General features: G+C 72.2%; 17 protein-coding genes and 1 pseudogene. 12 read left to right on the top strand and 6 right to left on the bottom strand.

Annotated features, from left to right (window positions below; all coding sequences use genetic code 11):
* Positions 1 to 280: 280 nt before the first annotated feature.
* Positions 281 to 2,446: a phage holin family protein gene (locus P2424_RS20145; protein WP_276477155.1), complete on the top strand. Its 2,166-nt coding sequence runs from the start codon at positions 281 to 283 to the stop codon at positions 2,444 to 2,446.
* A 7-nt stretch (positions 2,447 to 2,453) separates the two neighbouring features.
* Here the strand turns inward: P2424_RS20145 and P2424_RS20140 are convergent, their stop codons facing one another.
* Complete coding sequence (locus P2424_RS20140) at positions 2,454 to 3,587, bottom strand: acyl-CoA desaturase (protein ID WP_276477154.1); 1,134 nt, start codon at positions 3,585 to 3,587, stop codon at positions 2,454 to 2,456.
* A gap of 224 nt (positions 3,588 to 3,811) precedes the next feature.
* On the opposite strand from P2424_RS20140, the gene P2424_RS20135 reads away from it, so the two are divergent.
* Positions 3,812 to 4,180: a VOC family protein gene (locus P2424_RS20135; protein WP_276477153.1), complete on the top strand. Its 369-nt coding sequence runs from the start codon at positions 3,812 to 3,814 to the stop codon at positions 4,178 to 4,180.
* A 65-nt stretch (positions 4,181 to 4,245) separates the two neighbouring features.
* Here P2424_RS20135 and P2424_RS20130 read toward each other — a convergent pair whose 3' ends face one another.
* On the bottom strand, positions 4,246 to 4,554 hold the full coding sequence (locus tag P2424_RS20130; RefSeq protein WP_276477152.1) for a YrhK family protein: 309 nt from the start codon (positions 4,552 to 4,554) through the stop codon (positions 4,246 to 4,248).
* A gap of 21 nt (positions 4,555 to 4,575) precedes the next feature.
* On the bottom strand, positions 4,576 to 5,403 hold the full coding sequence (locus P2424_RS20125) for a helix-turn-helix transcriptional regulator (protein WP_276477151.1): 828 nt from the start codon (positions 5,401 to 5,403) through the stop codon (positions 4,576 to 4,578).
* On the opposite strand from P2424_RS20125, the gene P2424_RS20120 reads away from it, so the two are divergent.
* A complete protein-coding gene (locus P2424_RS20120; RefSeq protein ID WP_346660107.1) occupies positions 5,402 to 5,797 on the top strand; it encodes a 4a-hydroxytetrahydrobiopterin dehydratase in 396 nt (131 codons plus the stop codon). The genes P2424_RS20125 and P2424_RS20120 overlap by 2 nt on opposite strands.
* A gap of 24 nt (positions 5,798 to 5,821) precedes the next feature.
* Here P2424_RS20120 and P2424_RS20115 read toward each other — a convergent pair whose 3' ends face one another.
* Positions 5,822 to 6,661, bottom strand: a complete 840-nt coding sequence (locus P2424_RS20115) for an aldo/keto reductase (RefSeq protein WP_276477150.1) — start codon at positions 6,659 to 6,661, stop codon at positions 5,822 to 5,824.
* A 138-nt stretch (positions 6,662 to 6,799) separates the two neighbouring features.
* Positions 6,800 to 8,626 (bottom strand): AMP-dependent synthetase/ligase, encoded by a 1,827-nt coding sequence (locus tag P2424_RS20110; protein WP_276477149.1) that lies wholly within the window; start codon positions 8,624 to 8,626, stop codon positions 6,800 to 6,802.
* Between the two features lie 356 nt (positions 8,627 to 8,982).
* Here P2424_RS20110 and P2424_RS20105 point away from each other — a divergent pair.
* Positions 8,983 to 10,019, top strand: a pseudogene (locus P2424_RS20105) (bile acid:sodium symporter family protein).
* A gap of 49 nt (positions 10,020 to 10,068) precedes the next feature.
* On the opposite strand, the gene fdhD reads toward P2424_RS20105, so the two are convergent.
* Positions 10,069 to 10,950, bottom strand: coding sequence for a formate dehydrogenase accessory sulfurtransferase FdhD (fdhD, locus tag P2424_RS20100; RefSeq protein WP_276477148.1), 882 nt, complete (start codon positions 10,948 to 10,950; stop codon positions 10,069 to 10,071).
* Positions 10,951 to 11,147: 197 nt separating this feature from the next.
* Between fdhD and P2424_RS20095 the strand changes: the two genes are divergently transcribed.
* The 8 genes from P2424_RS20095 (at position 11,148) to P2424_RS20060 (ending at position 22,683) form a co-directional block, all read left to right on the top strand.
* A complete protein-coding gene (locus P2424_RS20095; RefSeq protein WP_276477147.1) occupies positions 11,148 to 12,329 on the top strand; it encodes an ROK family transcriptional regulator in 1,182 nt (393 codons plus the stop codon).
* A gap of 158 nt (positions 12,330 to 12,487) precedes the next feature.
* Positions 12,488 to 13,990, top strand: coding sequence for a sugar ABC transporter ATP-binding protein (locus tag P2424_RS20090; RefSeq protein WP_276477146.1), 1,503 nt, complete (start codon positions 12,488 to 12,490; stop codon positions 13,988 to 13,990).
* Between the two features lie 124 nt (positions 13,991 to 14,114).
* The gene (locus P2424_RS20085; protein WP_276477145.1) at positions 14,115 to 15,125 is read left to right on the top strand and encodes an ABC transporter permease; all 1,011 of its coding nucleotides are present in this window, start codon (positions 14,115 to 14,117) and stop codon (positions 15,123 to 15,125) included.
* Entirely contained in the window at positions 15,122 to 16,207 is a 1,086-nt protein-coding gene (locus P2424_RS20080; RefSeq protein ID WP_276477144.1) for a substrate-binding domain-containing protein, read from the top strand. The genes P2424_RS20085 and P2424_RS20080 overlap by 4 nt, the downstream gene beginning before the upstream one ends.
* Positions 16,208 to 16,331: 124 nt before the next feature.
* Positions 16,332 to 17,546: a Gfo/Idh/MocA family oxidoreductase gene (locus P2424_RS20075; protein ID WP_276477143.1), complete on the top strand. Its 1,215-nt coding sequence runs from the start codon at positions 16,332 to 16,334 to the stop codon at positions 17,544 to 17,546.
* A gap of 9 nt (positions 17,547 to 17,555) precedes the next feature.
* Positions 17,556 to 18,554 carry a sugar phosphate isomerase/epimerase family protein gene (locus P2424_RS20070; protein ID WP_276477142.1) on the top strand — a complete coding sequence of 333 codons (999 nt, stop codon included), beginning with the start codon at positions 17,556 to 17,558 and terminating at the stop codon, positions 18,552 to 18,554.
* 285 nt (positions 18,555 to 18,839) lie between these two features.
* The gene (locus P2424_RS20065; protein ID WP_276477141.1) at positions 18,840 to 21,302 is read left to right on the top strand and encodes a PQQ-dependent sugar dehydrogenase; all 2,463 of its coding nucleotides are present in this window, start codon (positions 18,840 to 18,842) and stop codon (positions 21,300 to 21,302) included.
* A gap of 13 nt (positions 21,303 to 21,315) precedes the next feature.
* On the top strand, positions 21,316 to 22,683 hold the full coding sequence (locus P2424_RS20060) for a ThuA domain-containing protein (RefSeq protein WP_276477140.1): 1,368 nt from the start codon (positions 21,316 to 21,318) through the stop codon (positions 22,681 to 22,683).
* Positions 22,684 to 22,685 lie beyond the last annotated feature (2 nt).

The following is a 22,685-nucleotide window of genomic DNA, read 5'->3' as shown; positions in this document are numbered from 1 at the left end:
TCCTCCCCGGACCTCGTCGGCTGCTGCGGCCCCTACGAGCCTAAGCGCCCGTCGGGGGCCCGGACCGCCCGCCTGTGCCCCGGGTCCCGCCGCGTGCCCCTGGCCCTGTCGTCTCCGGCCCCGGCTGCTTCCGTCGCCGGTGCCCTCCGGCCACGCCGCCCCGCGCGGACGCTGCGCCGTGTGAGCCTCGCGCACGCCTCGAGCGCCCTCCTGCCGCCGGACGAGACTGTGCAAAAGTGGAGGTTGTTCCGTCAACCGTGAGGGAGGTGACCTGACGGACGTGCGCGTTCCCCGCATACCGTGGCGCAGGCTGGGCGCGGCCTCGCTCCGCGTCGGAGCCGTCTGGCTGGCCGGCACCTTCACGATGCTGGTGCTCGCCGGGGTGCTGCCGGATTTCCGGTTGCAGTCGGCCGAAGGCGACAGCGCCACCGTCATCGGCATCACGGCCGCCGTCGGCGCAGGCGTCTTCGGCCTGCTGAGCGCTCTGGTATGGCCGCTGCTGGTGCGTGCCTTCCTGCTGGTGCCGGCGCTGGTACTCGGCCTGCTCGTCTTCTTCCTCAACGGGTCGCTGCTGTGGCTCGCGCTGTCCCTGATCCCCTACGGCAGGGGCAGCGCCGATCCGTCCATGGCCGTCGTCGTGGCCGCCGCCATGTCCGCTGCCTCCTCGGCGACCAACGCCCTCCTCGCGGTCCGCGACGACCGGGGCTACCGGCACCGGCTGGCCCGGATCGCGGGCCGCAGAAGGCGGCGCGAGGGCCAGGGCACGCCGCCTCGCACTCCCGGCACGGTCTTCCTGCAACTCGACGGGCTCGGGCACGCGGTGCTCAGGGAGGCGCTGGAGGCGCCGCCCGGCGGCGAGCCGCTGATGCCCGCGGTCGCCGCGCTGTACGGGCGCACCCACCGGCTCACCCGCTGGCGCACCGACTGGTCCAGCCAGACCGGCGCCAGTCAGCTCGGCATCCTGCACGGCAGCAACGCCGACGTGCCCGCGTTCCGCTGGTACGAGAAGGAGACGGGCGAGGTCGTGGTCAGCAACCGGCCCACCAGCGCGGCCGAACTCCAGCGCCGTGCCGTCGAGCGCACCGGCGACCCGGGCCTGCTCGCGCAGGACGGTGCCAGCCGCGGCAACCTGTTCACGGGCGGCGCCCGGCAGGTCGCGCTGGTCCTGTCGATCTCGGCCCGCCGCGGCAAGGAGACCCGCTCCCGCGCCGGCTACTTCGCCTACTTCTCCGACCCGGCCAACGCGACCCGCACCGCCATCTCGTTCGTCGCCGAGGTGCTCCGCGAGATGGTCCAGTCCACCCGCGCGCTGCTGCGCCGGGAACGGCCGCGGGTGGGCCGCGGCGGGCTGTACCCGTTCGTCCGCGCGTTCGCCACCGTCATCGAGCGGGATGTGGTGGTGGCCGCCGTACTCGGGGACATGCTCAGGTGCCGGACGGCGGTCTACGCCGACCTGGTCGGCTACGACGAGGTGGCACACCACTCGGGACCGCGCGGCAGGGACACCCGGCAGGTGCTGCGGCGGCTGGACCGTTCGGTACGGCTGATCGCCAAGGTCGCCGAGCACGCGCCGCGGCCCTACCGGCTGGTGCTGCTCTCCGACCACGGGCAGAGCTTCGGGGAGACGTTCGAGCACGCGTACGGGCTGACCCTGGAGGACCTGATCCGGGCGGGCAGCGGGCTGCAGGTGCCCCGCCGCGCCGGGCGGACGGCCAGCGGCTCGGAGGCGCGGGCCGCGGCGCGCGCGGCCCTGCGCCGCCCCGAGGAGTCCGGCCAGGAAGCGCCGCGCACCCCGCGCCGGGACACCGGACCGGTCGTGCTGGCCTCCGGCAACCTGGGGCTGGTCTCCTTCCCCGAGCACCCCGGGCGGCTGACCCGCGAGCGCATCCAGGAACTGCGCCCGGCCCTGCTGCCCACCCTGGCCGAACACCCGGGCATCGGCTTCGTGGTGGTGCTGAGCGCCGAGCACGGACCGGTGGCGCTGGGCGCGGGCGGATGCGAGCACCGGCTGGAGACCGGCGAGGTGGTCGGCCTCCGCGACCCGCTGGCCCCGTTCGGCGCGGGCGCGCGCCAGGCACTGCTGCGTACGGCACGGTTCCCGCACGCCCCGGACATCATGGTCAACTCCGCGCTCGATCCGGCCACCGGTGCGGTGCACGCGTTCGAGGAGCAGATCGGCTCGCACGGCGGGCTGGGCGGTGAGCAGAGCGACGCGTTCCTGCTCTCCCCCTTGGAGCTGTCGCCTCCGGTCGAGCCGGGGCGGTCGCTGGTCGGTGCCGAGGCCGTGCACCGGGTGCTGCGGCGCTGGCTGGCGGAGTCGGCCCAGCCGCACCTGCTGCCGGGCGCCGACCAGTTGGCCGCGGCCTCGGAGGGGCCCGGACCGGTCTCCGGCGCCGCCGGGCCGCCCGGCGCGCAGGAGCCGCTGCCCGCCGCACCCGGCGGCTGACTGCGCATCAGGCCGCGGGCTGCCCGGCGTCCTCCGTCTGCCCGGAGGTCCCGCTGCCGTGCCGGATCGGCGTGCCCACGTCCCGCAGATGGCGCATCGCCTCGCGCCATGAGGTGAGCAGTCCCGTCTCGTGGTACGGGACGCCCAGCTCGGCGCAGTAGTCGCGGACGAGCGGGCGGGCCCTGCGCAGATGCGGGGTCGGCATGCTCGGGAAGAGATGGTGCTCGATCTGGTAGTTGAGACCGCCCAGCGCCAGATCGGTGAGCGGCCCGCCGCGCACGTTGCGCGAGGTGAGCACCTGGCGGCGCAGGAAGTCCGGGCGCTCGTCGCCCTTGAGCGTGGGCATGCCCTTGTGGTTGGGCGCGAAGATGCTGCCCAGATAGACGCCGAAGACGGCGTGGTGGACGAAGAGCACCGCGAGGGCCGTACCGGCCGGCAGCGCCCAGAACAGCGCACCCAGATAGCAGGCGGTGTGCACCAGCAGCAGACCTCCCTCCAGCCGCCTGCGCTTGAGATGCGGCCGGCGCAGTGCCCGGAAGCTGGAGACGTGCAGATTGAAGCCCTCCAGCGTCAGCAGCGGGAAGAACAGCGCCGCCTGGTGCCGTCCCACGAACCGGGGCAGCCCGCGCGCCTCGGCCGCCTGCTCCCGTGACCAGACCAGGATGTCGGGTGCGACATCCGGATCGAGTTCCTCATGGTTGGGATTGGCGTGGTGCCGGGTGTGCTTGTTCATCCACCAGCCGTAGGACATCCCGATGCACAGGTTGCCCACCAGGCGGCCGAACACCTCGCTGGCCCGGCGGCCGCGGAACACCTGGCGGTGCGCCAGGTCGTGGGCGACCAGCGCGAGCTGGCCGTAGATCACGCCCAGGTACCCGGCGACGGCAAGCTGCCACCAGGAGGCGCCCACGGCGAACACGGCCACCCACCCGGCGGCGAACGCCAGCCCGACGAGCGTGAGGCGTACGGCGTAGTAGAGCGGTCTGCGGTCCATCAGTCCGGCGTCCGAGATCCGAGCCGAGAGCCGGGAGAAGTCGCTGCCCTGCCGCCCTCCGCCGGAGCCTTCCCGCGCGGCCCGCGGGGCGATGCTGCCGGAGTCCCGGGCGGTGCGCGGCTGCGGTGCGTCGATCGCTGTCGTCATACCTGCGAGCCTTCCGGCCGCGGGCCGCCGCCGACAGCCGCGCAGCCCGCCTGACGGGGCGGGGGTTGCCCGCCCCGCCGGGTGTACCTGGCTACACCCGCTCTCGGGGACATCCCTGAGCCCGGTCCTCAGGGGCGTCCCCCGGGGCCGCTGCGGTTCTCCCGATGAGTTCTCCGTCCTCGGACGGTCTGCCCAGCGACACAACCGTTCCCGACAGGAGTGCCATGTCCAGCATCCAGCCAGTGATTCTCACCGCCGACCAGGATGTTCTGCTCGGCTTCTACACGCAGTTGTTCGGTGCGGAAGAGGTCTTCCGGGTCCCTGTAGAGGGCCCGGCCTTCTACGTCGGCCTGCGCATCGGCGACACCGACCTCGGGCTGGTGGCCAAGGCGGACCCGGGGACCGGGGCAGCCCCCCGCATCCTGCTCAGCATCGGTGTCGACGACGTCGACGAGATGCTCGGCCGGGTGGAGGCGCTGGGTGGTTCGGTACGCACCGGGCCCAACGACATGCCGTGGGGACAGCGTGTCGCCCACATCAAGGACCCCGACGGCAACGCGGTGAACCTCACGCAGCCGATCCCGGCCCGGTGACCCTGTTCCGCGGTGCTTGTGCCCGGTCGTCCGTCATCAGCACCCGAGGAATCCGCGCGGGAACGTCAGTAGTCCTGGTCGGAGGCGGTCATCCCGCGGGTGCCGCCGCGCATCTTCTGGATGTGCAGCTGCCGGGTGAGCCGGATGACCGGGCGGATCAGCAGTTCCACGCTGCCGAACACGAAGCACCAGGTTCCGGTGCGGGTCCACTCGGATGAGAAGAACATGATGCTGCCGATGAGGAACCAGACCGCGATCAGGACGTCGTTGGCGATGCTGGTCGTCTCGTAGCGCTGCCGGACGACCAGCTCCTCCTTGCCGAGGTGCAAGGTGAGATTGCCGCTTCTGTGCTGGTGTGGGGGGTTCTGAGACACGGTCAGGAACGCTAGCGGATCTCACCCGGTGCCGTGCAGCGCCTTGGCCGTCGCGGCGTCGGCCGGGAGGAAGGTCTCCACGGCGAGTTCGGAGACGGTCACATCCAGCGGGGTGTTGAAGGTGGCGATGGTGGACAGGAACGAGAGGGTCTGCCCCCCGTGCTCGATGACCAGGGGCAGCGCGAACCGCGGCTGGTCCCCGGGCACGGGAGCCGCCGCGTCGCCGGGCGCAGCGGCGTCCGCGCCCGGCAGCGGATAGGCGGCCACCTCGTCGTGCAGGGCCCGCAGCGCGGGGGAGCGGTGCAGGGCGAGTTGCCGGCTCATCTGGTCCAGCAGGTGACCCCGCCACTCGGCGAGGTTGCGGATGCGGGGGGCGAGCCCCTCGGGGTGCAGGGTGATCCGCATGGCGTTCAGCGGGGGTTCCAGCAGGTGCGGGGCCACCCCTTCCAGCAGTGCGGCCAGGCCGGCGTTGGCGGCCACCACCGTGTAGCAGCCGTCGAGCACCAGTGCGGGGTAGGGCTGGTAGGCGGCGACCATCCGCTCCAGCGCGCCGCGCACCTGCTGGAGGGCCGGGTCGTCCAGCGGGGTCGCGGCGAAGGCCGGCGCGAAGCCGGCGGACAGCAGCAGTGTGTTGCGTTCGCGTACCGGGACGTCCAAGGTGGCCGCCAGTTTGAGGACCATCTCGCGGCTGGGCGCGGTGCGCCCGGTCTCGATGAAGCTGATGTGGCGCGCGGAGGAGTCGGCGCGCAGTGCCAGTTCGAGTTGGCTGAGCGCCGCGCGCTCGCGCCACCCGCGCAGCAGCGTCCCGACGGAGGGGGCGTCGGAGTGCGTCCCGGACAGAAGCGTCATGGACCAGACGGTAACCGACACCGCGTGGCAGGCTGGGGCCCCGGACCGCCGTCCGGCCGGCCCGCAGCCGATCGAGGAAGGGACCCTCATGGCGCCCCAGCCGCTGACCCCCGAGGAGACCGAGCAGGCACTGGACGGTCTTCCGCACTGGACGACCGACGGCGACAGCGTCTCGCGCAGCTACTCCCTGCCGGGGCACCTTCCCGCGGCGGCGATGGCGATGCACATCGCGGCGCTGCAGGAGGAACTCGGCCACCATTCGGAGCTGACGCTGGGCTACGACACGCTCTCGGTCACCGTCAACACGCACAGTGCCGGCGGGCGGATCACCGAGCTGGACATCGCCCTGGCCCGGCGGATCGAGGAGATCGCGCCGGGCCACGGAGCGAGCTGAGGGCCGCGGCGGCCCCGGCGGGTGTCAGTCGCCGGTCCAGTTCATGGTGTCCGGGTCGGGGCCGATCCGGGTGTCGGTGTTGAGTTCGGCGATCCGGGCCATCTCCTCGCCGCTCAGCTCGAAGTCGAAGAGGTCGATGTTCTCCCGTACCCGGGAGGGAGTGACCGACTTGGGGATCACCACGTTGCCGAGCTGGAGGTGCCAGCGCAGCACCACCTGCGCGACGGTCTTGCCGTGCCGCTCGGCGATCCCGCCCAGCGTCGGGTCGTCGAGCAGGTCACCGCCCTGGCCGAGCGGGGACCACGCCTCGGTGGCGATGTGGTGGTCGGCGTGGAAGGCGCGCGGCACCGACTGCTGCAGCCGGGGGTGCAGCTCGATCTGGTTGACGGCCGGTACCGTCCCGCCGAGCTGGATGATCCGGTTGAGGTGGGTCGGCTGGAAGTTGGAGACGCCGATGGCGCGGGCGCGCCCGTCGGCGTGGATCTTCTCGAAGGCCCGCCAGGTCTCCTCGTACCTGTCCACCTCCGGCATCGGCCAGTGGATCAGGTACAGATCGACGAAGTCCAGGCCGAGCTTGGTGAGGGAGGCGTCGAAGGCGCGCAGGGTCGTGTCGTACCCCTGGTCGGCGTTCCACAGCTTGGTGGTGACGAACACCTCGTCGCGGGGCAGGCCGGAGGCGGTCAGCGCGCGGCCGACACCCTCCTCGTTCTCGTACGCCGCCGCGGTGTCGATGCTGCGGTAGCCGGACTCCAGCGCCGTGGTCACCGCCGTGGCCGCCTCGTCGGCGGGCACCTGCCAGACGCCGAAGCCGAGCTGCGGCATCGTGACGCCGTTGTTGAGCGTGATGGTGGGAACGTTGCTCACGCGTGGGTCCTTACGTTCAGTGTTGTGCGTGCGTTGCTTCGCTGTCGGCGGTTGTTCCGCCGCCCCCGTGGCCAACGAGCACCGCCGGACATCTGTTCCGTATCGAGCACATTTTCGTTCAGTTCGGGGCCGGATCGCTCAGCCCTGGTACAACGCCTCGATCTCCACCGCGCAGGCCGCCTCGATCGCGGCGCGCCGCAGCTTCAGCGACGGGGTCAGCAGCCCGTCCTCCTCGGTGAAGGGCGCCGCGAGGATACGGAACGTGCGGATCGACTCCGCCTGGGACACCTGGGTGTTCGCGGCGACCACCGCCCTGCGCATCTCGGTCTCCAAGTCCTCGTCCCGCAGCAGGTCCGCGGGGTCCGTCTCGGGCTTCTGGCGCATCGCGAGCCAGTGCTGCACCGCCTCCTCGTCGAGCGTGAGCAGCGCGGAGACGTACGGCCGGTCGTTGCCCAGCACGATGCACTGCCCGACGAGCGGATGCTCGCGGACGCGGTCCTCCAGCGGGCCGGGGGAGACGCTCTTGCCGCTGGAGGTCACCAGGATCTCCTTCTTGCGGCCGGTGATCGTCAGGTAGCCGTCGTCGTCCAGGGCGCCCAGATCGCCGGTGGCGAACCAGTCGCCGCGCAGGGTGTCCTGGGTGGCACGCGCGTTGTTCAGATAGCCGGCGAAGATCTGACCGCCGCTGACCAGGATCTCACCGTCCTCGGCGATCCGCACGGTGGTGCCGGGCACCGGCTGCCCGACGGTGCCGAAGCGGGGGCGTTCGGGCGGGTTGGCCACGGCGGCGGCCGTCGTCTCGGTCAGCCCGTATCCCTCGAGGATCCGCATTCCGGCGCCGTCGAAGAACAGGCCCAGCCGCCGTTCCATGGCCGAACCGCCCGACATGGCGTACCGGCAGCGACCGCCCATGGCCTCCCGCAGCTTGGCGTAGACGAACTTGTCGTAGAACTGGTGCTGCATCCGCAGCGAGGCGCCGGGGCCCGGGCCGGTGCCGAACGCCTTGTGCTCGACGGCCTCGGCGTACCGGACGGCCACCTCCACGGCCTTCTCGAACGCGCCGAGCCGCCCCTCGGACTCGGCCTTGCGGCGGGCGCTTGCGAAGATCTTTTCGAACAGGTGCGGGACCGCCTGGATGAAGGTGGGGTGGAATGCCGCCAGGTCGGGCAGCAGCGCCCGCGCCGTCATCTCCGGCTGGTGCCCCACCTTGAGCCCGGCCCGCACCGCCGCCACCTCCACCATCCGGCCGAAGACGTGGGCCAGCGGCAGGAACAGCAGCAGGGAGCCCTGCTCCCCCGCCTTGGCGCTGAAGACCCGGTCGTACCGGGCGATGATGTTGTCGGTCTCGGCCATGAAGTTGGCATGTGTGATCACACAGCCCTTGGGGCGGCCCGTGGTCCCGGAGGTGTAGATGATCGTGGCGACCGTGTCCGGGGTGAGGGCGAGCCGGTGCCGGTGGACGACCTCGTCCTCGAGGTGCGCCCCCGCGGTGATCAGTTCCTGCACCGCTCCGGAGTCGAACTGCCACAGCTTCTTGAGCCGCGGCAGCCCGTCGACGACCGAACCGATGGTCATCGCGTGGTCCTCGTGCTCGACCACCGCAGCCGTCACCTCGGCGTCGTACAGCATCCAGGCGACCTGCTCGGCCGAGGAGGTCGGGTAGACGGGCACGGACTGGGCTCCGAGTGCCCACAGTGCGAAGTCCAGCAGCGTCCACTCGTAGCGCGTACGCGACATCAGCGCCACGCGGTCGCCGAACCGGACGCCCTGGGCCAGCAGACCCTTCGCGACTGCCATGACCTCGTCCCGGAACTGTGCCGCCGGTACGTCCTGCCAGCTGCCGTCCCGACCCTTGCGGGCGAGCAGCGGCAGGTGGGGCGTCCGCTCGGCGTGCGCGAAGACGGCATCGGCCACTCCGCCGACCTGGGGGGTGGTCGTCAGGGCCGGAACGGTGAACTCGCGCAAAGGCTCTGCTCCTCGACTGCGCGGCACCAGGTGGCACCGCGCCAGGACCGTATCCGATGGCGGGCCGTGATCGGCAGGGGTGTCGATGCAGGTCAGTCGGTCAATTAGGACAGTTCGACGACCTCCTCGCCGATGACCGCAAGGCCGTTTCCCGGCCCGTCGGATTTCTGCACGGAATATTCGCGAGCGAACCGGAGTGTTTGCGAGAAGTGCGGGTCAGCGGAGGCTGGTGTGACGGAGGGGGAGCGGCGTCCCGGAGGACGCCGGAGATGTCCCCGCAGGGTGCTCCCCCGGGCCTCCCGCTGTGGACCCGGGGTTTCGGAAGACCGATTCCGCAGATCGGTATGTTGGTCGCCATGCGCCGCATCGCCCGCTTCCTGGACCCCTACATCCTGCTGCTGGTGGCCACCGTGCTGGTCGCCGTCCTGCTGCCCGCGTCCGGCGGGGTGGCGCTCGGATTCACCTGGGCCACCAAGGGGGCCGTCGGCCTGCTCTTCTTCCTCTACGGAGCGCGGCTGTCCACCCGCGCGCGGTGGACGGGCTCCGCCACTGGCGGCTGCACCTGGCCGTCGTGGCGTGCACCTTCGTCGTCTTCCCGCTGGTGGGCCTCGCCTCCCGCGGGCTCGTCCCCTACGTACTCACCCCGCAGCTCCAGGACGGACTGCTCTTCCTCTGCCTCGTCCCCTCCACCATCCAGTCCTCGATCGCCTTCACCGCGCTGGCCCGCGGCAACGTGCCCGCCGCCATCTGCGCGGGCACCTACTCCAGCCTGCTCGGCATGCTCGCCACCCCGCTGCTGGCCGCCTGGCTCATCGGCGGCCGGGCCGCACTCTCCGCCGACGGCCTGCTCGGCATCGCCGCCCAACTGCTGGCGCCCTTCCTCGCGGGGCAACTGCTCCGCCGCCGCCTGGCCGGATTCCTGGCCCGGCACAAGCGCGCGCTGGGGTACGTGGACCGCTCCTCGGTGCTGCTCGTCGTCTACACCGCCTTCAGCCAGGGCATGACCGAGGGGGTGTGGAGCGCGGTCAGCCCGGCCCGGCTCCCGGCCCTGCTCGGCGTGGAAGCCGCCTTGCTGACCGCCATGCTGGGGCTGACCTGGTTCGGCGCCCGCCGACTGGGCTTCGAGCGGGCCGACCGCCTCACCATCTGCTTCGCGGGCTCCAAGAAATCCCTGGCCGCCGGACTGCCCATGGCCAGCGTGCTCTTCGGCGCCGAGGCGAGCGTGGCCGTCCTGCCGCTGATGCTCTTCCACCAGATGCAACTGCTGGTGTGCGCCTACCTGGCGCGGCGGTGGGCCCGGGAGCCGTCCGCTCCGGAGGCCGTCCCGGAGCTCGCTCCGGAACCGGAACCCGGACGGGACACCGCACCCGGCCCGAGCGCGGTCCGCGGCTGACGGGCGGCCGCTGGGCACGGGCACGGCATCCCGCGGACGGGCAGTCGGCTCAGCCGGCGCCCGCGGCCGCCTCGGCGTCCGCCTCGGCCGACGGGTCAGGCAGCGCCAGCCGATGCGACCCCGTGTAGATGTTCATCGAGGAGCCGCGCAGGAACCCGACCAGGGTCAGCCCCGCCTCCTCCGCCAGGTCGACGGCGAGGGACGACGGCGCCGAGACGGCCGCCAGTACCGGGATGCCTGCCATCACCGCCTTCTGTGCCAGTTCGAACGAGGCGCGCCCCGAGACCATCAGCAGCGCGTCGCGCAGCGGAAGCGCGCCGTCCCGCGCCGCGTGGCCCACCACCTTGTCCACGGCGTTGTGCCGTCCCACGTCCTCGCGTACGTCGAGGAGTTCGCCGGTGGCCGAGAACAGCGCCGCCGCGTGCAGCCCGCCCGTGCGGTCGAACACCCGCTGGGCGGCGCGCAGCCGGTCCGGGAGCCGGGTCAGCAGTCCGGTGCCGATGCCGTGCGGACGTGCGCGGTCCAGCTCCCAGCGCGCCGTGGTGCGGACCGCGTCCAGGCTGGCCTTGCCGCACAGTCCGCAGGAGGACGTGGTGTAGACGTTGCGCTCCAGCCCGGCGAGGTCGGGGGCCGGAACGTGCGGGGCGAGGCGTACATCGACCGTGTTGTAGGTGCGGGCGCCCTCCTCGTCGCGGGCGTCTCCGCAGTAGGAGATCCCGGCGACGTCCTCGGCCGCGGCGACGACTCCCTCGCTGACCAGGAACCCGGTCGCCAGCGCGAAGTCGTCGCCGGGCGTGCGCATGGTGACCGCCAGCGGCGTGCCGCCGAGCCGGATCTCCAGGGGTTCCTCGGTGACGAGGGTGTCCGGCCGGGTGCTGACCGCCCCCTCCCGGACGCGTACGACGGGGCGTCGTGCGGTGACCCTGCCCATGGTGCCTCACCTCCTGGTCGCTCCGACTCTAAGGCAGCCGGCAGGCTCCTGCGGGGACCCTCTTTGTCCATTCCCGGGAAGAAGTCGCACGGGTTTGTGCAGAACTTCTTTCCAACTCCGGCCGCCGCTGCTACGTTCCCCGTACTTTCCCGGACACGACGCCGAGAGGTACGGCTGGAGGGGTAGCGGTGAGGCGCATGACTGCACGGCCCGCGAACGCGCACCAGGCGCGGCTGCTCCGCCTGCTGCGTGACGGCGGCCCGCGGTCCCGCGCCGAACTCGGGGACCGCGTCGACCTGTCCCGCTCCAAGCTGGCCGTCGAGGTGGACCGGCTGCTGGAGACCGGGCTGGTCGTCGCGGACGGCCTCGCCGCCTCCCGGGGCGGGCGCCGCTCGCACAACATCCGGCTCGCGCCCGGCCTCCGCTTCCTCGGGGTCGACATCGGCGCCACCTCTGTCGACGTCGCGGTCACCAACCCGGAACTGGAGGTCCTGGGCCACCTCAACCAGCCCATGGACGTCCGAGAGGGCCCCGTCGCGGTCTTCGACCAGGTGCTGGCGATGGTGGCCAAACTCCGCGACAGCGGGGTCGCCGACGGATTCGACGGCGCGGGCATCGGTGTCCCCGGGCCCGTCCGGTTTCCGGAGGGCACTCCCGTCGCACCGCCGATCATGCCCGGCTGGGACGGCTTCCCCGTCCGGGAGGCGCTCAGCCAGGAACTGGGCTGCCCGGTGATGGTCGACAACGACGTGAACCTGATGGCGACCGGCGAGATGCAGGCCGGAGTCGCGCGCTCGGTGCGGGACTTCTTCTGCGTCAAGATCGGCACCGGGATCGGCTGCGGAGTGGTCGTCGGAGGCGAGGTGCACCGCGGAACCACCGGCAGCGCGGGCGACATCGGGCACATCCAGGTGGAGCCCGACGGCCGTCAGTGCGCCTGTGGCAACCGCGGCTGCCTGGAGGCGTACTTCGGCGGGGCCGCCCTCGCCCGGGACGCGGAGGAGGCCGCCCGGGAGGGCCGGTCGCCCGAACTGGCCCGGCTGCTGGCCGAGAAGGGGAGGCTCGACGCGGCCGACATCGCCACCGCCGCCTCCGCGGGGGACGGCACCTCGCTCGACCTCATCCGGGAGGGCGGCGCCCGGGTGGGCCAGGTCATCGCGAGCCTGGTCAGCTTCTTCAACCCCGGCCTGGTGGTCATCGGCGGCGGCGTCACCGGGCTCGGCCACACTCTGCTGGCCAGTATCCGCACCCAGGTCTACCGCCAGTCGCTGCCGCTGGCGACCGGCAACCTCCCCATCGTCCTGGGCGAGCTGGGACAGGTCGCGGGGGTGACGGGCGCCGCCCGGCTCACCAGCGACCACCTGTTCTCGCCCGCGTAGCCCCTGCCGGCACTCCGCCGGTCCCGCACGCACCACCTCCCGGCTCCCGGCCGCGAAGTGTCCCCGGCCCGTACGACGCACAGCGCACCGCAAACCGATCGACGGCACCGCTCCCGCACGGCGAACTCCCGTACGACCCCCTGGGACGGAGGTCCTGCATGCCCCTGTTGACGATGTCCGGAATCACCAAATCGTTCCCCGGTGTCCGTGCGCTGGACGGTGTCGACCTCGATGTCGAGGAAGGCGAGGTGCACTGCCTGCTCGGCCAGAACGGCGCGGGCAAGTCCACCCTCATCAAAGTGCTCGCGGGCGCCCACCAGCCCGACGGCGGTGAGATCACCTGGCGGGGCGAACGGGTCCGGCTGCCCACCCCGGTCTCCGCGATGCGGCTGGGCATCGCCACCATCTACCAGGAACTCGACCTGGTGGAACACGTGTCGGTGGCGGAGAACGTCTTCCTCGGCCACGAGATCGCCACCCGCGGCCTGGTCCGTCCCCGGGTGGCGCGGGCGCGGACCGCGGAGCTGCTGGCCCGGCTCGGGCACCCCGAGATCGACCCGGCCGCGCTCGTGGGCTCCCTCTCCTCCGCCGGAGCGCAGATCGTGTCCATGGCCCGCGCCCTCTCGCACGACGTACGGCTGATCGTGATGGACGAGCCGTCGGCGGCCCTGGACCCCGACGAGGTCGACAACCTCTTCCGGATCGTGGGCGCTCTGACGGCCGACGGCGTGGCCGTCGTCTACATCTCCCACCGGCTGGAGGAGATCCGGCGCATCGGGGACCGGGTCTCGGTCCTCAAGGACGGCCGCGTCGCCGCCCGCGACCTGCCGGCCCGCAGCACACCCACCGACGAACTGGTCGCCAGGATGACGGGCCGGGACGCACGGCAGGTCTTCCCCCGGCGCTCGGCGCAGGACGCGCCGCGTGCCGAGCCGGTACTGGTCGCCGAAAAGCTGGCGCGGACGGGCGAGTTCGAGCCCCTCGACCTGGAGCTGCGGCCCGGCGAGATCGTGGGGCTGGCCGGGCTGGTGGGCTCCGGCCGCTCGGAGGTGCTGGAGACGCTCTACGGTGCGCGCCGCCCCACCGCGGGGCGCGTCCTGGTGGACGGCAGGCCGCTGCGTCCGGGCAGCATCCCCGCCGCCGTACGCGCCGGGCTGGGGCTGGCGCCCGAGGAGCGCAAGTCCCAGGCGCTGCTGATGCTGGAGTCGGTCACCCGCAACGTCTCCGTCTCCTCGCTGCCCCGCTTCTCCCGCGGCGGCTGGCTGGACCGGGCCCGGGAGCGCTCCGAGGCCCGCGGGCGCACCCGCGAGCTGGCGCTCAGCCCGGACGACCCCGAACGGCCGGTACGGACCTTCTCCGGCGGCAACCAGCAGAAGGCGGTGCTCGCCCGCTGGCTGCTGCGCGGCTGCCGGGTGCTGCTGCTGGACGAGCCCACCCGCGGCGTCGACGTCGGTGCGCGCGCCGAGTTGTACGCCGTCATCCGGCGGCTCGCCGACTCCGGGGTGTGCGTACTGCTCGTCTCCAGCGAACTGCCCGAAGTCCTCGGCCTCGCCGACCGGGTGCTGGTGCTGCGCGAGGGCCGTGTGGTGCACGAGGCCCCCTCGCACGAGCTGGACGAGCACCGGGTGCTCGACCTCGTGATGGAAGGCACCCCGGAATGAGCGGCCCCCGCACCTCCCGACAGCTGCCGGGGTGCGGCTGCGGGCCGCGCCCCCGCACCGGCCCTCCGGCGGCGACGCCCGCGCATCCACCCACCGGCCTCCGTCTCCTCAGAGGTGACCCGTCATGAACTCGCCAGCAACCACGGCCAGTGAGCCCGGTACGCCCGCACCCCCGGCGGACCGGCCTCCGGCCGTCCGCCGCCTCCCGCTCGACGTGCGGCACCTCTCGCTCATCGGGGTGCTGGTCGCGCTCGCCGTCGTCGGGGCGCTCACCAAACCCGACGAGTTCCTCGCGGCCGAGAACCTCCGCCTCGTCCTCACCCAGGCGTCCGTCATCGGCGTCGTCACCGTCGGCGTCACCTTCGTGATCATCGGCGGCGGTATCGACCTGTCGGTGGGTGCCATCGTCGCGCTCGCCTCGGTGTGGGCGACGACGCTGGCCACCCAGGACTTCGGCCTCGGCGGGATGCTGCTGTGCAGTGTGCTGGTCGGCGTCGGCTGCGGACTCGTCAACGGGCTGCTGGTCGCCTACGGGCCGATGGTGCCCTTCATCGCCACCCTCGCCATGCTCGCCTCGGCCCGGGGGCTGGCGCTGCAGATCAGCGACGGCCGGACGCAGGTCGTCACCGTCGACGCGGTGCTCGACCTCGGCGTCAAGGACTCCTATGTGCTCGGCGTCCCGCCCATCGTCCTGGTGTTCGCGCTCGTCTGCGTGCTCGGCTGGCTGCTGCTCAACCGCACCACCTTCGGACGCCGCACGGTGGCGGTGGGCGGCAACCCGGAAGCCTCACGGCTGGCCGGCATCGCCGTGCGGCGGCAGCGGCTGCTGCTCTACCTGCTCTCCGGACTGTGCTGCGGAATCGCCGCGTTCATGCTCGTGATCCTCACCGGCTCGGGCCAGAACACCAACGGAAACCTGTACGAACTCGACGCCATCGCAGCCGCGATCATCGGCGGCACGCTGCTCAGCGGCGGTCGCGGCACGATCCTCGGCTCGGTGCTCGGCGTCCTGGTCTTCACCACCATCACCAACCTGTTCGCCCTCAACAACCTCCAGACGGACATTCAGCAGATCGCCAAGGGCGCGATCATCGTCGCGGCCGTCCTGGTCCAGAAGGGTCGTTCCACGCCATGAACATCAGACCACGCACCCCTGACACCCCACCCGAGTCCCGCCTCCCGGCCACCAGCCGCCGCAGCATGCTCTTCGGTACCGCGGCAGCCGGAGCCGCGCTCCTCGCCACCGGCTGCACCAGCAACGAGAACAACGACGACGCCGGCACGGACTCGGCCGGGGCCGAGGTCGCCGACGACAAGCCCGGCAAGAAGGTCACCGTCGGGTTCGCCGGCCCGCAGGCCGACCACGGCTGGCTCAACGCCATCACCACCCAGGCCAAGAAGCGCGCCGAAAAATACCAGGACGTCACCCTGGAGGCCACCGAGGGCTCCAACGACAACGCCACCCAGGTGGGCCAGGTCGAGACGCTCATCAACAAGAAGGTCGACGTGCTCGTCGTGCTCCCCGCCGACGGCAAGGCCCTCACCCAGGTCGGACTCAAGGCCATGCGAGCCGGCATCCCCGTGGTCAACCTCGACCGCGTCTTCTCCTCGCAGCAGGCCTACCGCTGCTGGATCGGCGGCGACAACTACGGGATGGGTCTCAACGCCGGGCACTACATCGGCGAACAGCTCAAGGACAAGAAGAGCGCCAAGGTCGTGGAGCTGGCCGGGATCGACAACCTGGAGCTGACCCGGCAGCGCACCAAGGGGTTCGACGACGCGCTCGAGAACTACCCCAACATCGAGAAGGTCGCCCGGCAGGCCGCCGAGTTCACCGTCGAGTCCGGGCAGCAGAAGATGTCCGAACTCCTCCAGGCGCAGCAGAGCTTCGACGCGCTGTGGAACCACGACGACGACCAGGGCGTCGGCGCCGAACGCGCCATCAAGCAGGCCGGCCGGGACGAGTTCTTCATGGTCGGCGGCGCCGGATCCAAGCGCGTGATGCAGGCCATCAAGGACGGTGACAGCGTCATCAAGGCCACCGTCCTCTACCCGCCCACCATGGCCGCCTCCGCCATCGACCTGGCCCGCGCCCTCGGCCAGGGCAAGGGCATCGCGGGCATGGCCGAGTACGAGATCCCCGCCCAGGTCACCCTCTACTCGGCGGTGGTGACCGAGAAGAACGTCGAGGAGTACCTCCCGATCGGCTTCACCTGACAGCCCGGGCGGGCGGCCCCCTCCGCCGGGACCGCCCGCCGCACCGTCCGGACCGCTGACGCAGATCCGGGGGCACCTCCCGGCCCGGGGCCGGAGCAGGAGCCCCTCCAGAGGGAGGACCTCGATGCCGTACGACAGCACCGCGCCCGCCACCGCGCCGCCCCTGGGCGTGGGCATGGTCGGCTACGCCTTCATGGGCCAGGCACACTCGCAGGGCTGGCGCACCGTGGGGCGGGTCTTCGACCTGCCGCTGCGGCCCGCGCTGGCCGCCGTGTGCGGGCGCGACCCGGCGGCCGTGCGCACCGCGGCCGAGCGGCTGGGCTGGGCCGCAGCCGAGACCGACTGGCGGGCGCTGATCGCCCGCCCGGACGTCCAGCTCGTCGACATCTGCACGCCCGGCGACAGCCACGCCGAGATCGCCATCGCGGCGCTGGCGGCGGGCAAGCACGTGCTGTGCGAGAAGCCGCTGGCCAACACGGTCGAGGAGGCCGAGGCCATGGCCGCGGCGGCGCGCGCGGCCCGGGAGCGCGGCCAGGTCGCCATGGTCGGCTTCAACTACCGCCGCACCCCCGCGCTGGCGCTCGCGCGCCGCATGGTGGCGGACGGCAGGCTGGGGGAGCTGCGGCACGTGCGGGTGTGCTATCTCCAGGACTGGCTGGTCGACCCCGCCTTCCCGCTGGCCTGGCGGCTGCGCCGGGAGGCTGCGGGCTCCGGGGCCCTCGGCGACCTGGGGGCGCACGCCGTCGACCTCGCCCAGCATCTGGCCGGCGCCCCACTGGCCGGGGTCTCCGCGCAGACCGAGACGTTCGTCCGCGAGCGCCCGCTGCGGGAGGGCGAACCGGACGGGGAGCGGGGCCCGGTCACCGTGGACGACGCCGCGGTCTTCACCGGCAGGCTCGGCTCCGGGGCACTGGCCTCCTTCGAGGTCACGCGGGTCGCGGCGGGGCGCAAGAACGCACTGCGCGTCGAGCTGAACGGCACCCTCGGCTCCCTCGCCTTCGATCTGGAGCGGCTCAACGAGTTGGAGTTCCACGACCACACCCAGACCGCGGGAGAAGCCGGATTCCGCCGCATCCTGGTCACCGAGCACGACCATCCCTACCTGGAGGCGTGGTGGCCGCCCGGCCACGGGCTCGGCTACGAGCACACCTTCACCCATCAGGCCCGCGATCTGGTGCACGCCATCGCGACGGGCACCCCGCCGGCACCTTCCTTCGACGACGGACTCCAGGTCCAGCGCGTGCTGGCCGCCGTCGAGGAGAGCGCCGGGCGGGACTGCGTCTACACACCGGTCCAGCACGAGGCATCCGCGGCCGGAGCGGCCGCGGCAACCGCCTAGGAGGTCACCGTGGCACGAAAGTTCACCCTCTTCACCGGGCAGTGGGCCGACCTGCCGCTGGAGGAGGTCTGCCGCCTCGCCCGCGACTTCGGCTACGACGGTCTGGAACTGGCCTGCTGGGGAGACCACTTCGAGGTCGACAAGGCGCTGCACGAGCCCGGGTACGTGGACGGCAGGCGGCGCCTGCTGGACAAGTACGGTCTGGAGTGCTGGGCGGTCTCCAACCACCTCACCGGGCAGGCCGTCTGCGACCACCCCATCGACGAGCGTCACCGCGCCATCGTCGCCCCGCGTATCTGGGGCGACGGCGACCCCGAGGGGGTGCGCCGCAGGGCCGCCGAGGAGATGAAGGACACCGCGCGGGCCGCCGCGGCGCTCGGAGTGCGCACCGTCGTCGGCTTCACCGGCTCCTCGATCTGGCACCTGGTGGCCATGTTCCCGCCGACGCCGCCGGAGATGGTCGACCGCGGCTACGCGGACTTCGCCGAGCGGTGGAACCCGATCCTGGATGTCTTCGACGCCGAGGGCGTGCGGTTCGCGCACGAGGTGCACCCCAGCGAGATCGCTTACGACTACTGGACCACCCAGCGCGCCCTGGAGGCGGTCGAGCACCGCCCCGCCTTCGGACTGAACTTCGACCCCTCGCACTTCGTGTGGCAGGACCTGGATCCGGCGGGCTTCCTCTACGACTACCGGGACCGGATCTACCACGTCGACTGCAAGGAGGCCCGGCGCCGGCTGGACGGTCGCAACGGTCGGCTCGGCTCGCATCTGCCGTGGGGCGATCCGCGCCGGGGCTGGGACTTCGTCTCGGCCGGGCACGGCGACGTCGCCTGGGAGGACGTCTTCCGGATGCTGCGGGCCATCGGCTACGAGGGGCCGGTGTCCGTCGAGTGGGAGGACGCCGGGATGGACCGGCTCGCCGGTGCGCCGGAGGCCCTGGCGCGGCTGCGGGCGTTCGACTACGAACCGCCGACTGCCTCGTTCGACTCGGCGTTCGGCAACTGACCGCCCGCACGGCGCCGGTGCGGGGCCGCGGGCACCGCTCCGGGTGCCCCGGCTCCGCCCTGCGCGCTTCCGCCTCGGTGCGGTCGCGCGGGGCCGCCGCGCGCTCCCGGGCCTTTGTCCTGCGTGTGGACAAAACTACCGGGGATGCGTGTCAAAGGGGTTCCCGCTCCGGATAAACGCGGCTACCGTCCTTGAGGCGTACGGGACAACAGCGCGCCCCCTCCAGTGCAGCGCGGGCGCAGCGCACGGCACCAGTCAACCCACCCCCACCAGGGAGGATCCGCTGTGCACACTCGACCCCGCGGACAACGATGTCTCCGCACCCGGGTAGCCGCACTCGTCGGCGCTCTCCTGCTCACCGGCGCCACCGCGGTCGCCGCCCAGGCCGCCGACGCACCCCCCACCATCACCCCGGGCAAAGCCGATCCGCGCGCCGCCGGCGACTTCCAGCAGGTGACCCTCGCCAAGGGCGTGGCCGAGATGGGCGAGCCCATGACGATGGCCGTGCTGCCCGACCGCTCCGTCCTGCACACCTCACGCGACGGCACCCTGCGGCTCACCGACGCGCAGGGCGACACGAAGACCGCCGGCCGCCTCGACGTCTACAACCACGACGAAGAGGGCCTCCAGGGCGTCGGAGTCGACCCGCGCTTCACCAAGAACCACTTCGTCTACCTCTACTACGCGCCGCCGCTCGACACCCCCGAGGGCGACGCCCCCGACACCGGCACCGCCGCCGACTTCGAGAAGTTCGCCGGCGTCAACCGGCTCTCCCGGTTCGTCCTGCGCGCCGACGGCACCCTGGACGAGTCCAGCGAGCGCAAGGTCCTCGACGTCCCCGCCGACCGCGGCACCTGCTGCCACGTGGGCGGCGACATCGCCTTCGACTCCAAGGGCAACCTGCTCCTGTCGACCGGCGACGACTCCAACCCCTTCCAGTCGGACGGCTACACCCCCATCGACGAGCGCGCCGACCGCAACCCCGCCTTCGACGCGCAGCGCTCCGCCGGCAACACCGACGACCTGCGCGGCAAGATCCTCCGCATCAAGGTCCGCAAGGACGGCTCCTACACGATCCCGCGCGGCAACCTCTTCCGCCCGGGCACCGCGAAGACCCGGCCCGAGATCTACGCGATGGGCTTCCGCAACCCCTTCCGGATGACCGTCGACAAGAAGACCGACACCGTCTACGTCGGCGACTACGGACCGGACGCGGGCACCGCCGATCCGCAGCGCGGCCCCGCGGGCCAGGTCGAGTTCGCCCGGGTCACCGGGCCGGGGAACTACGGCTGGCCGTACTGCACCGGCAAGAACGACGCCTACACGGACTACGACTTCGCCACCGGCACCTCCGGTGAGAAATTCGACTGCGCCGCGCCGCGCAACACCTCGCCCCGTAACACCGGACGCACCCGGCTCCCCGCGGCCCAGCCGGCGTGGATCCCCTACGACGGCGACTCCGTGCCCGAGTTCGGCGACGGCTCCGAGTCCCCGATGGGCGGTCCCGTCTACCGCCACGACCCCCACTCCGACTCCCCGGTGGCCTTCCCCCGCGAGTACGACGGCGACTTCTTCGCCGGAGAGTTCGGCCGCCGCTGGATCAAGCGGGTCGAGCAGGACCGGAACGGCGGCAACGTGCGGATCAACGACTTCCCGTGGTCCGGGACCCAGGTCATGGACATGGACTTCGGCCCCGACGGTGCGCTGTACGTCCTCGACTACGGCACCGGCTACTTCAACGGCGACGAGAACTCCGCCCTCTACCGCATCGAGAACGCCACCGACGGGCACAGTCCCGTCGTCGAGGCGAGCAGCGACGTCAGCGACGGCCAGGCCCCGCTCACCGTCTCCTTCTCCGCCGAGGCCACCGACCAGGACGGCGACACGACGGAACTGAGCTGGGACTTCGGCGACGGCGCGACCTCGAATGAGGCCGAACCGACACACACCTACGAGACGAACGGCACCTACACGGCGACCGTCACCGCCGAGGACCCCTCCGGCCGTACCGGCTCCGCCGGCGTGCACATCACCGTCGGCAACACGGCGCCCCAGGTCGAACTGAAGCTCCCCGCCGACGGGCAGCCCTTCTCCTTCGGCGACGAGATCCCCTTCGAGGTGCAGGTCACCGACCCCGAGGAGGAGCAGATCGACTGCTCCCGGGTCGAGGTCGCCTACATCCTCGGCCACGACAGCCACGGCCACCCCCTCACCTCCGCCAAGGGCTGCAAGGGCACCATCAAGACCCTCGCCGACGGGGAACACGACCCGAACGCCGACATCTTCGGCGTCTTCGACGCCTCCTACACCGACAACGGCGCAGGTGGGCAACCCCCGCTCACCAGCCACGGGCAGAGCATCCTGCAGCCCAAGCACCGCCAGGCCGAGCACTTCACCAGCGCGGCGGACGGCGTCAGCACCGGCGAGCCCGCCGAAGCAGAGGGCGGCAAGGCCGTCACCGGGGCGCGGGACGGCCAGTGGATCGCCTACGAGCCGTACGCGCCCGCCGACGTCACCCAACTCACCGCCCGGGTGGCCGGCACCGCGGACGCCGCGCTCGAAGTCCGCGCCGGCGGCCCCGACGGACCACTGCTGGGCACCGCGCAGATCTCCGCCACGGACGGCTGGACCGAGGTGAGCACCGACATCAGCGGCGTCCCCGCGGACGCGGACACGCTCTGCCTCGTCTTCACCGGAGGCGACGGGGCGCTCTACGACCTGGACAGCTTCACCGTCACCACCGGCTGAACGGAGGACGCGCATGAACCGGGCATCCACTCCTCGCGCCCGCCTCGCCCTGACAGCCGGTGCGCTGCTGGCCGGTGTGCTCGCCGCGCCGAGCCAGGCCGCGCAGCACCCCGGCGGGCACGAGCAGGCGGCCGGCAGCGTGCTGGTCTTCTCCAAGACCGCCGGATACCGCCACGAGTCCATCCCCGACGGCATCGCCGCCGTGCGGGAACTCGGCGCCGAGCACGGTTTCACCGTCGACGCCACCGAGAACGCCGCCGCCTTCACCCCGAAGAAGCTGGCCCGGTACGACGCCGTCGTCTTCCTCTCGACGACGGGCGACGTGCTGGGCCCGCGCCAACAGGCGGCCTTCGAGGAGTACATCGGTGACGGCGGCGGCTACGTGGGCGTACACGCAGCCGCCGACACCGAGTACGACTGGGAGTGGTACGGCGGGCTCGCGGGCGCCTACTTCGCGTCCCACCCGGCGATCCAGCCCGCCACGGTGCGGATCGAGGACCGCGCCCACCCCGCCACCGCGCAGCTGGGCGCGGACTGGGAGCGCACCGACGAGTGGTACAACTATCGCTCCGATCCGCGCGCACACGCCCGCATCCTGGCGTCCCTGGACGAGGACTCCTACACCGGCGGCACGATGGGCGAGGACCACCCGCTGGCCTGGTGCCAGGAGTACACGGGCGGCCGCGCCTTCTACACCGGTGCCGGGCACACCCGGGAGTCCTGGGCCGATCCCGCCTTCCGCGCGCACCTGCTGGGCGGCATCCGGTACGCGACCGGCGCGGCGCGGGCCGACTGCCGTCCGGAGAACGGCTACACGACGCTGTACGAGGGAACCGGCGACGGTCCCGGAACCGAGGAGTGGCGGCAGGCCGGTCCCGGCTCGTTCGAGGAGAGCGCCGACGGCACCCTCACCACCCGCGGCGGGATGGGCCTGCTGTGGTACGCCGCCCGCTCCTACGGCTCCTACTCGCTCAAGCTCGACTGGCGGATGGCGAGTGCCGACGGGGACGACAACTCCGGTGTCTTCGTCGGCTTCCCCGCCTCCGACGACCCCTGGTCGGCCGTGGACCGCGGGTACGAGATCCAGATCGACGCCACCGACGCCGACGACCGGACCACCGGAGCGGTCTACGGCTTCCAGTCGGCCGACCGCGAGGCACGGGACGCCGCGCTGAACCCGCCGGGGGAGTGGAACACCTACGAGATCCGGGTCGAGGGCGAGCGGCTGCGCGTCCATCTCAACGGTGTACTGATCAACGACTTCACCAACACCGACCCGGCCCGGAGCCTCACGGACGGATACGTGGGCCTGCAGAACCACGGGGAGGGGGACGAGGTCGCCTTCCGCGACGTACGCATCCGCGCGTCGGCACCCCGCTGACC

Source organism: Streptomyces sp. WMMB303 (assembly GCF_029351045.1).
GTDB lineage: Bacteria > Actinomycetota > Actinomycetes > Streptomycetales > Streptomycetaceae > Streptomyces.
The sequence above is the reverse complement of the archived record's forward strand: the minus strand, read 5'-3'. Positions and strand labels throughout refer to the sequence as shown.

What these genes read in the sequence shown, in the direction of transcription:
- P2424_RS20075 (WP_276477143.1), top strand. Translation starts at nt 16,332, where the DNA reads ATGCCGTACGACAGCACCGCGCCCGCCACCGCGCCGCCCCTGGGCGTG.
- P2424_RS20085 (WP_276477145.1), top strand. Translation starts at nt 14,115, where the DNA reads ATGAACTCGCCAGCAACCACGGCCAGTGAGCCCGGTACGCCCGCACCC.
- P2424_RS20080 (WP_276477144.1), top strand. Translation starts at nt 15,122, where the DNA reads ATGAACATCAGACCACGCACCCCTGACACCCCACCCGAGTCCCGCCTC.
- fdhD (WP_276477148.1), bottom strand. Translation starts at nt 10,950, where the DNA reads ATGGGCAGGGTCACCGCACGACGCCCCGTCGTACGCGTCCGGGAGGGG.
- P2424_RS20135 (WP_276477153.1), top strand. Translation starts at nt 3,812, where the DNA reads ATGTCCAGCATCCAGCCAGTGATTCTCACCGCCGACCAGGATGTTCTG.
- P2424_RS20140 (WP_276477154.1), bottom strand. Translation starts at nt 3,587, where the DNA reads ATGACGACAGCGATCGACGCACCGCAGCCGCGCACCGCCCGGGACTCC.
- P2424_RS20090 (WP_276477146.1), top strand. Translation starts at nt 12,488, where the DNA reads ATGCCCCTGTTGACGATGTCCGGAATCACCAAATCGTTCCCCGGTGTC.
- P2424_RS20095 (WP_276477147.1), top strand. Translation starts at nt 11,148, where the DNA reads ATGACTGCACGGCCCGCGAACGCGCACCAGGCGCGGCTGCTCCGCCTG.
- P2424_RS20120 (WP_346660107.1), top strand. Translation starts at nt 5,402, where the DNA reads ATGGACCAGACGGTAACCGACACCGCGTGGCAGGCTGGGGCCCCGGAC.
- P2424_RS20125 (WP_276477151.1), bottom strand. Translation starts at nt 5,403, where the DNA reads ATGACGCTTCTGTCCGGGACGCACTCCGACGCCCCCTCCGTCGGGACG.
- P2424_RS20060 (WP_276477140.1), top strand. Translation starts at nt 21,316, where the DNA reads ATGAACCGGGCATCCACTCCTCGCGCCCGCCTCGCCCTGACAGCCGGT.